10 protein-coding genes and 2 pseudogenes are annotated in these 11,691 nt (G+C 59.6%); 4 read left to right on the top strand and 8 right to left on the bottom strand.

The window, feature by feature from the left end:
* The 4 genes and pseudogenes from IVA91_RS18690 to IVA91_RS18675 form a co-directional block, all read right to left on the bottom strand.
* Positions 1-369 (bottom strand): annotated as a pseudogene (locus IVA91_RS18690) (ABC transporter substrate-binding protein); the annotation flags it as partial.
* Positions 370-1,144: 775 nt separating this feature from the next.
* A pseudogene (locus tag IVA91_RS18685) lies at positions 1,145-1,535 on the bottom strand (VOC family protein).
* 129 nt (positions 1,536-1,664) lie between these two features.
* Positions 1,665-2,624 carry an alpha/beta hydrolase gene (locus tag IVA91_RS18680; protein WP_247280287.1) on the bottom strand — a complete coding sequence of 320 codons (960 nt, stop codon included), beginning with the start codon at positions 2,622-2,624 and terminating at the stop codon, positions 1,665-1,667.
* 130 nt (positions 2,625-2,754) lie between these two features.
* On the bottom strand, positions 2,755-3,249 hold the full coding sequence (locus IVA91_RS18675; protein ID WP_247280288.1) for a phasin family protein: 495 nt from the start codon (positions 3,247-3,249) through the stop codon (positions 2,755-2,757).
* A 233-nt stretch (positions 3,250-3,482) separates the two neighbouring features.
* On the opposite strand from IVA91_RS18675, the gene IVA91_RS18670 reads away from it, so the two are divergent.
* Complete coding sequence (locus IVA91_RS18670; RefSeq protein ID WP_247421129.1) at positions 3,483-3,659, top strand: hypothetical protein; 177 nt, start codon at positions 3,483-3,485, stop codon at positions 3,657-3,659.
* A gap of 105 nt (positions 3,660-3,764) precedes the next feature.
* Here the strand turns inward: IVA91_RS18670 and IVA91_RS18665 are convergent, their stop codons facing one another.
* A complete protein-coding gene (locus IVA91_RS18665) occupies positions 3,765-5,606 on the bottom strand; it encodes a tetratricopeptide repeat protein (RefSeq protein WP_247459049.1) in 1,842 nt (613 codons plus the stop codon).
* Between the two features lie 384 nt (positions 5,607-5,990).
* Complete coding sequence (locus IVA91_RS18660; protein ID WP_247280291.1) at positions 5,991-6,545, bottom strand: protein-L-isoaspartate(D-aspartate) O-methyltransferase; 555 nt, start codon at positions 6,543-6,545, stop codon at positions 5,991-5,993.
* Positions 6,546-6,938: 393 nt separating this feature from the next.
* Here IVA91_RS18660 and IVA91_RS18655 point away from each other — a divergent pair, with 393 nt between their 5' ends.
* Both IVA91_RS18655 and IVA91_RS18650 read left to right on the top strand, forming a co-directional pair.
* Positions 6,939-7,589 carry a tyrosine-type recombinase/integrase gene (locus tag IVA91_RS18655; protein WP_247459048.1) on the top strand — a complete coding sequence of 217 codons (651 nt, stop codon included), beginning with the start codon at positions 6,939-6,941 and terminating at the stop codon, positions 7,587-7,589.
* A gap of 176 nt (positions 7,590-7,765) precedes the next feature.
* Positions 7,766-9,205: an acetamidase/formamidase family protein gene (locus IVA91_RS18650; protein ID WP_247280293.1), complete on the top strand. Its 1,440-nt coding sequence runs from the start codon at positions 7,766-7,768 to the stop codon at positions 9,203-9,205.
* A gap of 712 nt (positions 9,206-9,917) precedes the next feature.
* On the opposite strand, the gene IVA91_RS18645 is transcribed toward IVA91_RS18650, so the two are convergent.
* Entirely contained in the window at positions 9,918-10,280 is a 363-nt protein-coding gene (locus IVA91_RS18645) for a hypothetical protein (RefSeq protein ID WP_247421136.1), read from the bottom strand.
* A gap of 809 nt (positions 10,281-11,089) precedes the next feature.
* Here IVA91_RS18645 and IVA91_RS18640 point away from each other — a divergent pair.
* Positions 11,090-11,506, top strand: a complete 417-nt coding sequence (locus IVA91_RS18640) for a hypothetical protein (RefSeq protein WP_247459047.1) — start codon at positions 11,090-11,092, stop codon at positions 11,504-11,506.
* Here IVA91_RS18640 and IVA91_RS18635 read toward each other — a convergent pair.
* Positions 11,474-11,691: hypothetical protein (locus IVA91_RS18635; protein ID WP_247459046.1), on the bottom strand; the 218-nt coding region annotated here is incomplete at its 5' end. The two genes, IVA91_RS18640 and IVA91_RS18635, sit on opposite strands and share 33 nt — an antisense overlap.

Raw genomic sequence — 11,691 nt, 5'->3', positions numbered from 1 at the left:
CTGCTGGCGCGAGTTCAGGCCGAACGGTACCGAGCAATAGAGTGCGAAGGTCGGATCCTTGCCGATGAAATAATAGGCGGCGGTGTGGCACATTTCGACGGTTGCGTTGCTTACTGCATCGACAGCCTGCAAGGCAGGCACGATCTCGCCGCCTGCGAAGGGCTGAATTTGAAACTTGTTGTCGGTAGCTTCCGCAACATATTTCGCGATCGTCTCTGATGCACTGAAAGGCACATCCAGCGACTTCGGCCAACTCGTGGTGCAGCGCCACTTTAATTCAGGCATCGACTGGGCGATGGCTGGCGCAACAACGGCGGCAGACGCGGCGAGGCCGGCACCTGCCGTACTTAGAAATTGACGACGTTTCATGGCGTTTCCCCTGTGGATGATTGCTCATTGAGTAAAACCGCCGGCCCGCGGCCATTTCGACGGCAGTACTCCTCCGGGGATCAATTTTTCATGCGGGCCTTTTTTGGATGAACCCGGCAGAGATCAATTATATCAGACATAGGGATGCGCAGGAGATGCGAACAGCACCACCTGCAAGTCAAATGGGACCGGAGATGGATTGGGAAGCGGCCACGCTGCATTGCGGCAATCTTGCGCCGACGAACCCGCCTGAACCAGAAGCGGTCATCGCGTCCGGTCAATCTAGCAGCAACCATAAAGAAGTAGACGCGACCGGCTCCATCTAAACAAGCGACCGGCTCCATCTAAACAAGAATGGATTGCTTCTCCCTCTTTGGATAGTCTCGGCTGGTGTTTGGAATGCGGAAAGCATGGTACAGCGGACTACGTCTTCTTCGCTGTCGCGGTGGTCGTCGGGTTAAACCGCTATTTGGCCGGCATATCGTAAGCGAGCGCGTTGCTATGCAATAGGGTCCCAACGGCGAGCCAACTTGGTACGCTCCAAAATGGCTCGCTATGTGGGGGATGATTGCCTTTATGGCGGCCGTCCGTCTCTTCATTTGGCTGGTTTCGATATATGCGCCGCAACACTGCACGGTGCAGGACCGAGCCGAGCAGCGTCTGGTCTATCCCGGCGAGCCAACTTGTCGATGGTGAAGGCCCTCTTCGGCAACGGGTCAATAGCTGCCGTGGTATAGCAACGGAGATGCGGCTGTTCACATAGGATTCGTAAGAACTATCGCGTCAGCTGCAATAGATCCCATCGATTTCCGTAGAGATCATCAAAGACCGCAACGATTCCGTACGACTCGACGCGAGGTTCCTCCCGAAACAGTACGCCTTGAGCGATAGGCTTCGTAGTCGCGCCAGAAATCGTCTGTGTGCAAGAAGAGGAACACGCGGCCTCCAGCTTGATCACCAATGTGTTGCGTTTGACCAGCTGTAACCGCTTTCGCCAGCAGGATGCGGGTTTCTTGAGAGCCCGATGGAGCGATTAGAACCCACCTTTTGTCGTTGCCGAGGTTAGTGTCCTCAACCAAGTCAAAGCCGAGGCGTCGGGTGAAATAGGAAATGGCTTCGTCGTAGTCGCGAACAAGAAGGGCGATGTAACCGATTTGCTGCCGCATGGGGATTCAGTCTACGCACCTGGCTTTAGTCTGCAACGGGTCAAAGCGCGACTTTGCTCCGCCCATTAGGTTGGTCTCGTCTAGCCCACAAACCGGACGCCGCGGACGCCCGCAATGCAACAAGAAAGCCTATGCGGTCCTCACCGGTGCGGTGGGCGCCAGCGCCGCCACGGCATCCGCTATTCCCGCCGCATCTGCATAGGTAACCATGTGACCGGCATCCTCGACCAGATGAAGCAAGGAGCGGGGCAACACCGCGTGGAGGCGGCGCGACTGGTCGGCCTCGATGAGCCGGTCAGCCTTTCCATGCACGATCCTAACCGGACACCGGATATCCCGATATTGAAGCCGCAACTGCGCAGCAGCTGGAATAAGGAACGCACTCTCCTCGGCGGCCGCCCTCAACTGCTTGGGTCGGAGAGCCAACGAGATCGGAAATTCGTTCTTGAATTCCGGCGGGATGGCGCGCGGCGCGAACACGGTGCGCATCAGCTTCGGCATAATGGCGCACGATATGATCGGCGAGATAGTGTAGCGCATCAGATCGCCGAGCAGCGGCAGTGCCGGAACTGACATGAGCCAAAAGTCCGGCCGAGCGGTTGGAAAATAGTAGCCGGACACAAGCACCAGCCCACTCACGGCATAACCGCTTCGCAGCGCCAGAGCGATCGCCACCAGCGTTCCCCAGGAGTGGCCAAGTACCACGGGGTTGCGCACGCCAAGCTGATCAAGAGCCTTCGCGAACAAGGCGGCTTGCGTTGTGGCCGTCCAGATGCGTGTGCGCGGACGGTGGCTGTAGCCAAACCCTGGACGGTCGAAGCAAACGACGCGATAATTCTGGGCCAGGCGGTCGACCAAACCGCTTAGGACGAGATCCTGAACCATGGTGCCATTTCCGTGAAACAGGACCACGCAAGGCGCGGCGGCATCGCCCCGTTCGATATGGTGGAGGTACACACCGTCGCAATCGGTAAAGACGCCGATCGGGGGATTGTTTCGCTCCGCTGCCACCTGAAACGCGATGTTGGCGAGGATCAGAACGACAAGTCCGGCCAAAACGATCAGCAGCACGGTTTCAGTTGTGGACATGGTGTCAACTTATTCGCGATGGCAAGCACTGATTCCACTCCCTCGTTGTGAGCCGCGCTCCCAAGCCGACAGCAACCAACCGTGATCGGCGCGTGCGTGATCCGCGTTTGCGACCATCCTTTGCCGCCAGTTATCGTCCCGGCAGAGCCGTGAGCTCTCGGGGCGGATTGATGCGCCAGAACGGATATGCCGCCAGTTCTTTCGAATGCTGCCCGAACATATCGAACCGCCTGTTTGTAAACTCCGTAATGACGCCGAAAAATTCAGTTGGTGACCTGATCGACGCAAGTCTGAGGCCGAATTCAAAAGCTAATTGCGCGTTGGCCCCGGCAATTTCAAGAAGCTTCGCTTCATACGCCTGCATGTTTGCCGTCACTAAAGCAAAGCCTTTCATTGGATCGCGACCCGTCATTCTCTGACTGAGGTCATCGGGTAAGGCATCCAGCCGAGGCTCTTTAGGATCATCATGAAGCCCAAGAGGCGTCTCAATCGGGACTGCCGCAACAGAGCGAAGTAAATCCTCTTTCTGGCTTCGAACAATGGCTTGCTTGTTCGGTTGAGCCCGCGCGGCCAATTTCGGATTGCGGGCGCGCTTCGGCGCTGTCGCCGGTTTGCGTTTACTCATCTGACGCTCCAAGAAAATGGGGGTGCGACTTCATTTCTGCAGGTCAACAGGCATTGTGATGTGGCGTTCCAAACCCGTGGATTATTGGGGTTCCGCATAAACCGAGATCAATGGCGCGCTCTGCGATGTCGAGATGATTTTAGGTAGCAACTCCAATCAACAAACGTCTAGCTAGCGATCTTCTAGACCTATGCTCAACGGTGTCAGTTTGAGAAAAATCAGCCCTCCGCGCGTTGAGTCTCTCCAAAGGCCGTTTTATCGCCGACGTTCTCATCACGGACGTCAAGCTGCCCGGAGGCATCGACGGATGGCTGATCGCCGAACGTTGCGGAGACCTGAACCGCGCCGGTTTAAGCAGTGGCGTGCTGCCTGTGAATGGCGGCTCAGGGTCAAAAGGCGAGATCGGCTAGTCGATGCGGCTTCGTCCGCTTTACCTACGAGAACGGACATCTGCCCATCTTCGAGATGTCCGAAAAGTGCCCAGGAACGGAGGCGGCACGAATCAGTCGCACGCTTCAGAGATTCGAAATCTGCAACAGCTTGCGGTCACCGATCCAAGTTCTGGCAAGATCAGCCTGGGCCTTGCGGGCCGCGGTAGCATCGCCGCGCGACTTGTGCAGCTCCGCCAGCCCGTAATACGACCAGCCATTGGCGGGCGCCCGGCTGAGCGCGCGCTGGAATTGCCGCTCCGCCTCGGCGTAACGGCCGGCCTGCAGCAGGGCGGCGGCAAGCGACTGCCGGATCGGATAATACCAATAGGGTGGCTCGGTGTAGGCCAATGCGTCCTGCAATGCCGCCGCCCGCTCGAACCGGATGATGGCGGTGCGATGGTCGCCCTTGTTTTGAGCTACGCGTGCGAGGATGACTGTGCGCGCGATGCGGAGCACCTCCTGCGCCGGGACGCCTGAATCCTTCAGTAGCTTGAACTCCGCGGTGCGCTCGATCGTCTCGATGGCGCTCGCCGCGGCAGTAGCGCCCGCGAAGTCACGGTTTGCCACCAGCGCGACGCCGCGCGCGTAGAGCCACATTGCCTCGACATAGGGAATCGCATCGCCGGGATCCGGCAGCGCCAGAATGGTCTCGGGCGTGCTGAACTGCGCGTGCGCGAAGTAAGGCGCCGCCTTGACCGGCTGCACCATCGCAATGCCCTTGGCAGCCTCGCTGGGAATAAGCTGACCGAGCTTCTGCGCGGCGGCGATCACGGTCGGGCCGTCGCCGGCCATCTGCGCCGAAGCCATCACGAAGTGCACGTTATGCGGATAATAACCGAGCCGGTAGACTCCCATCGGCGCGTTGGTCTCGGCCAGGTATTTTTCATCGACCTTGACCGCCGTCTTGTTGTCTTCCAGCGCGTCGAGATACCGGCCAACCCGATAGTAAATGTGGCTCGGCATGTGGACGAGGTGGCCGGCACCGGGGATCGCGCCGCGCAACCGATCGGCATAAGGCTCGGCGCGCTTCGGCCGGTCGGACGCCTCGACGGCATGGATGTAGAGGTGAATTGCACCGGCATGATTGGGATTGCGAGCCAGCACACGCTCCAGCGTCGGCACGATCGGCGCGCTTTGCGGCTTGGCGTCACGGCCACCCGGCTTCCAGTAGTCCCAGGGGCTGATATCCATCACCGCCTCGGCATAGAGCGTGGCGATTTCGTCGTCCTCCGCAAACTGCTTTGCTACCTTTGCCATTTCGGCCGCGTAGGCCGCGTCGAACGGGGCGCGCGCGGCCTTCGGATCGCTGCCGTAGCGCGCCACCAGAGCACCGATCAGCGCCTGCTCGCGTGGGCTCGCCTTCCCGGCAAGCGCCTTCGCCTTCTGCGCGGCAGCGTAGGCAGGCGCGGCCGCGTCTTCCGGCATCGGAAGATTGATGTTGGGACCGAGCACCAGCGCCTCGCCCCAAAAACACATGGCGCAGTCAGGGTCGAGTTTTTGCGCCATGCGGAACGCGCGCCGCGCCTCATCGTGATTGAATGCGTAGGAAAGACGCAGGCCCTGATCGAAATAAGCCTGCGCGCGCTCGTTCGCGGTCGTGATCTTCCAGGTGGTAGAGCCAATGTCGGTCCACAGCGGCGGCTCGGTGTCCGTGAATGCCAGCGCGGGGCTGGCGGCACTCATCTCGGCGCGTGGCACTTCCGTCTGAGCCAGGCGAAACATCATGTTTGGCGAGCCGGTCGCGGCCGGCGCGCGGCAGATGGGAACATCGGGGCCGACGAGCGGCAGCGATATGTCCACGGCGGTTGCTCGCGCGTCCACGAGGATAAAGCCGCTCCCGGCCAGCAGCGCCGCCAGCGCAACTCCGCCGAGCGCGGCGGCGCCAACGGAACCCAGTAGATTTTGAGATCGCGTGAATGTCGCCATAATGGGCTCCAAAATCGGGCGGAGGAAAACAATCTGCCGGATCCGCGACTTCAACGGGGCGCGGGAACAGGATTCAAAGAGACCCCTGAATTTCAGACGTTTCCGTCCTTTCCGCAAGGCGACTGCAATGTCTGTGGCTGCGACACGTTAGCGTCGGCGGAAAGCTCGACGTGTTGGGTCAACGGTGCTGCTCTTTCCCGCTTCGGATCATTCGCGTCAGTTTGCCCGCGCACCGACGACTTCCGCTCTACCCATATAAACAGACATCGTCGCCGTGCGCGGCATGTCCCTAATGGGCCAATTGCTGCCTTCCAAAAGTGCGCAAGGCGTCGACCTAGACGGCCCCAAAGTCCTGCTCCGCAAGAACTGGACCGTTGGGAGCTTTCAGTTTTGTGAACGCGTAAAGGGAACAAAGCGCACGAGGGCGACCGCGCGCGTCGTCGTCTTGCCGGGCGCGATTTTTTCGACGACCGTGAGCTGCTGAGTGGTGTAACCGGATCCCACAGGCATGACGAGTCGGCCACCCATTTTAAGCTGCTCAATCAGCGGCGGCGGTGGCTGCCCGAGCGCGGCAGTCACGACGATGGCGTCAAAAGGACCGCATTCGGGCCAGCCATCATAGCCGTCGCCAAGTCTGACGCTCACATTGTCATACGCGAGGTCTCTTAGTGCTTTTGCGGCGGCCTCGGCCAGTTGGGGGATAATCTCGATGGTGCAGACCTTTCGCGCCAGGTGCGCAAGGATGGCGGCCTGATAGCCGGAACCCGTACCGACTTCGAGCACAACGTGATCGGGCGCGACCTCGACCAACTGGGTCATCAAGGCCACGATGTACGGCTGCGATATGGTCTGCCCGAGTCCGATCGGTATCGGTCTGTCCGCGTATGCGAGGGAGCAAGATCGCTCAGGGATAAATAGATGGCGTTGCGTTTGCTCCATGGCCTCAAGGACTCTCTGAGAGGCCTTGCTGTCCCAAAACACTGGCGGATCGTGCGCTCCCCAAGAGGTTCACGATTCACGTCGACCGTTTGAGCGCAACGGGAGGACTCGACCGATGACCGGTAAGCGAATGACCGCAGTGCGTCAGGCGGTAGTGCGTCAGGCGGTTCTTCAGCTATCATAACATGACTGCAGCTGGCTGGTAAGTTGCCTCTAATGTCCATTAATGGTCGGAGGACTAAACCGCTCGCGCGGTAGCGCGCTGCGGCGGGCGATTGAGCCCAGAGGATAGCGCAACGGGGCGTCCTGTCTTGAGATGAGGGGTTCGCAACCTTCACCCAAGACAGGAGCATCCCCATGACCGACGAGGCTATGAGCCCGTTGCGCCGGCGCATGATCGAAGACATGACGATCCGCAAGTTCGCGCCGAAGACCCAACACGACTATGTGCAAAGGGTCAAGAACTTCGCCGTTCTCGGGCGATCCCCGGATACGGCGAGCTTCGAGGACGTGCGCCGCTACCAGCTGCATCTGGCGGCGAGCGGCGTTGGTGTGCCGACCATCAATCAAACCGTTTCGACGCTGCGGTTCTTCTTTAAGGTCACGCTGAAGCGCCACGAGATCGTCGAGCACACCCATGTCATTCACAAGCCACGCAAGCTGCCGGTGGTGCTCTGCCCCGAGGAAGTGGCGCGGCTGCTCGATGCCGCGCCGGGGCTGAAGTACAAGGCGGCGCTGAGCGTGGCCTATGGTGGTGCCGGCCTGCGCGCCGCCGAGGTGGTCTCGCTCAAGGTCGCCGACATCGACAGCAAGCGGATGATCATCCGCCTCGAGCAGGGCAAGGGCGGCAAGGACCGTAACGTTATGCTCTCACCACACCTGCTCGATCTGCTCCGGACCTGTTGGAAGGCGGCGCGCCCGCAGGGCTGGTTGTTCCCGGGCCGCGATCCGGTGCAGCCGATGACCACGCGCCAGCTCAATCGCGCCTGTCACGCCGTGCGCGGCAGCCCCAGGTCGTCGGCCGCGCCGAGACACCTCATTTGACAAGTGATGTGGCGTTTGGACAGTGTGACTGCCGGATTACATCGCTTGCCGTGAAGCAAATTTGAGCATTGAATTTTATGCGTGGGCGAAGCGAGGCGAGTTTGGCTTGAGGCTCAATTCTTGCGCGTCACCAAGCCACCTCCTGCCGGCTAATTTGTCAGAGAGGAGTCACCATCATGTGTGCAGGCGATGATCAAACGTGCCCGCGATTTGAGCTGCATCGACAGAAGCTCCTTGAGGACCTCGACCAAGAGCGGCGCGCATTCGTTAAGAGCGCATTCGTCGCGGGCGGTGGCGCAGCCGCATGGGCTGCAAGCGGCACGCTGGCCACTCCGGCATCGGCGCAGACCAAGCCTGGCCAGCCGACCTACCACTACTTGCCGGCCAACTCGGACACGGTGCATTGGGGCTATTTCAGCAAACTATTAAAGCCTCAGCTCGAAGTGGATTCGGGCGATTACATCACCATCGAGGCCGTGACCCACCACGCCGGCGACGACGTCGAACGTATGGTCAAAGGCGATCCGGGTATTGAGAGCATTTATCTTTGGAGCAAGGATAAGAAAGGCGTCAATCGCCGTGGCGCCGGCCCGATCGACGGCAAGCAGCTCGGGCGCGGCGCAGGCGAAGGCTTCGGCGTGCATATCTTGACCGGTCCGGTTTTTGTTCGCGGGGCCGAGCCGGGCGATATCATTGAAGTCCGCATCATGGATGTAAAGCCCCGGCCTTGCGCTAACCCGGCCTACCCGGGCAAGTCATTCGGCAGCAACGCGGCGGCTTGGTGGGGCTTTCATTACAATGATCTGCTCACTGAACCGAAGCCGCGCGAGGTGTGCACGATCTACGAAATCGACGCCAGCGGGCAGCAAAACTGGGCACACGCGGTCTACAACTTCCGCTGGGTGCCTCAGACCGATCCGTATGGTGTCGTCCACAAGATCATCGATTATCCCGGCGTGCCGGTCGACCATTCGATCGTGCAAGAGAACCACAACATCCTCAAAAACGTCCGCATCCCGATCCGACCGCATTTCGGAGTGATGGGCCTGGCGCCAAAAGAAGCCGACATCGTCGATTCTATTCCGCCGAGCTATTTCGGCGGCAACATCGATAATTGGCGTATCGGCAAGGGCGCGACCCTGTACTATCCGGTTGCAGTGCCAGGCGGCTTGTTCTCAGTCGGCGACTCGCACGCCGCGCAAGGCGATTCAGAATTGTGCGGCACCGCCATCGAAATGTCGCTGACCGGGACCTTCCAGCTTATCCTGCACAAGCAGAATTCACTGAGCGGTTCGCTCGCCGGGCTGAATTACCCGCTGCTTGAGACGCAGGACGAATGGGTTCTGCACGGATTCAGCTTCCCCAATTATCTCGCGGAGCTCGGCCCTACGGCGCAGCAGGACATCTACAAGAAATCCTCGATCGATCTCGCGCTAAGGGATGCGTTTCGTAAAATGCGTAGCTTCCTGATGACCACCAAGGGATTGACCGAGGACGAGGCGATTTCGCTCATGTCCATCGGAGTCGACTTCGGCGTCACGCAGGTGGTCGATGGCAATTGGGGCATCCATGCGATCATCAAGAAGAACCTGTTTGCCGGTATAGCGACGGCTTGAAGCTCTAGGAGCCATGAAGCGACGGGAATGTTAGAATCGGACCAGCAGTAGCCCTCGGGCGGATAGCGCGCAATGTCCGAGTGGGTCAATCGCGCCGAAGGTAGTCCGTCAGAATGGACGGCAAACGTCCTCAAGGCTCCGTTTGCGCCCGAGTTCGAGCGGTGCCGCAAACTGACGCGATGGGCCAAAACCGGAGTCGTGCATCGCAGCAAGAAGGTCTACGCTAATGGTATCGCACCGCAGAGAAGGCGGATAGGGCCTTGCGTCGGCCTTGGGGGTAATCTCGGAAGTGCCGGTTGCCCGGTTTTGCCGGTTCCGCATCACCTCCTTAGCAACGTTCGACACGACGCTGCGATCGCGGGGACATTCAAGCTGCTGCATGGACCACCTGTCACATAGACCTTCGCGAAGTTGGAGCGCGAGATCGAAGTCACGTGGCGCAACTCGGCAGCTTTTTTGTTACGAAATTCCAGGATCAAGTTACATCTGCAACTGTGGAATCGCTTGAATCGAGCAACGCGCGCGACGCGCTTTCTGAATTTGAATTTACTTTCTGAGTTTGAATTTGATCAGGCGCTCGCGCGGAGTTGAGCAACAGTGATGTCGAAGCCAGTAGCGTCTCTCTCGATCGATTGCCACCTCCGATGGGTGTTGAGGTTGGGAGCGATAGTCCTCAAGGAGGATGATCATGTTGCGTAAGACAGCAATCGCGTTATTGGCCGTTGCATCTGTTGGCCTGGCTGCGCCGACGATGGCGTTGGCTCGCGGCGGTGGCGGCGGCGGCGGAGGAGGAGGAGGCGGAGGCCACGGCGGTGGCGGAGGTGGTATCGGCGGAGGCCATGGCGGTGGCTTCGGTGGTGGCGGTTTCCATGGCGGTGGCTTCGGTGGTGGCGGTTTCCATGGCGGTGGCTTCGGTGGTGGCGGTTTCCATGGCGGCGGCTTTGGTGGCGGTGGCTTCCATGGCGGCGTGGCCGGCGACCTCCGCGGTGGCGGATTCCGTGGCGGCCGGATGGCCGGCGGATTCCATGGCGGGGAATTTCGTGGCCGCGGCGAATTTCGTGGTCGTGGATTCCATGATCGCGATTTCGGGCGTCGCCGCTTCGGATTCGGATTCGGCTACCCGTATGACGACTACGCCTACTGTTACCCGTATGGATATGGGTACTCGTATGGAAATGGGTGTAGCTATTACCCGTACACCTACAGCAATGCGTACTAAGACTCGGCAGTTGCCATGTAGTTCGGCGACGCCCACCACGCATGGCCGGCACCTGCGGCTCCGACAGGTGCCTGCCAACCTCAGCGCTCTCTCGCGCTGAGGTCACAGGCGATTTCGGCGACTCGCTAATGCGCCAAAGCTCTATGGTCCGTTCGACACGACGTTGCGATCGCGGGGACTATCAAGCTGCTGCATGGATCACCCCGTTCTGCTGGACAATCGAGTCATTGGCGGCGCGCCAGCGCGACCTCGCCAAAATCAAGCGTTGGGATTGCGCAACGTGAATTGACGACGTTCAACCCCGTCTCACGGTAGCTTGCCCCTTCGACCAGAGTGCCCCTGTCGTCGCGAAATACTGATCACCCTCGCCAGCCATTCAAAGCCCCCGGTATCATCCAGCTTTTTTCCGTCAACTTCCGATTTGGGTCAATCGCGTCGATTTGGCCGGTTCTCCGCAATTTCCCGTCTGGCCAAAAGCGGTCAAGCAAACCAAAGCGCAGGCGCGTCCTATTAGCGGCAACTGATCCTTAACCACGGTAAATGATCAGTCACTACTCAAGATCGTGGTTCTGCAGACGTGCAATTTTCGTTTGGTATGCTCCTACGCTGTGGTGTCGACTAACGCAGGGGGCAGGATGAGCGGCCGCGCTAACGGATGTTTGGCAATGCTTGTGGCCGCAGTCGCGATCATAGCGGTTGGCTGGTGGGCATTTCGCGGCGAGACGACCACACTTAGGTCACGGCTGACCCTTGTCGTAGAAACCCCGGAAGGTGAGCGATCGGGTTCGAGCGTGAGTCAATTGACGATCCTTGCGCCCGGCCGTTTGAACCGCACAATTGGGTTTTCGTCCCTGGCGAGGGTAGGCGAAGTTGGTGAGGCCGTTGTTGTCGATCTGGGGATGCATGGCGTGCTGTTCGCTACGCTCGCCGAAGAACGCGCTCTTCGGAGCGGTGGAATGGGCATGTACAATGGAGCTACGGCACCATTCGCTCAGGAAGCGTTTCACGGCAAGGCCGACAAGAATATTGGCGAAGGACGATTATACGGTTTATCTCGAGGAGATGAAACGACGCAAACCTAGAAGCGATGTGTCGTTCGGGAATTTGCCGGTTGACCTTGCCCCCATATGTGGAACGGCCCGCGTGGCAAGAGCTTTTGCAGTCGATTTCACACATTGGAACGGTGCGGTCATATGTCCGGCCTTTGCGCGCGGCACATGGCCGCTGGCCTCGATGAGATCCGCGGAACGAGGAGCTAAATCAAGTT

The organism is Bradyrhizobium sp. 153 (assembly GCF_023073835.1).
Taxonomy (GTDB): Bacteria; Pseudomonadota; Alphaproteobacteria; order Rhizobiales; family Xanthobacteraceae; genus Bradyrhizobium.
The sequence above is the reverse complement of the archived record's forward strand: the minus strand, read 5'-3'. Positions and strand labels throughout refer to the sequence as shown.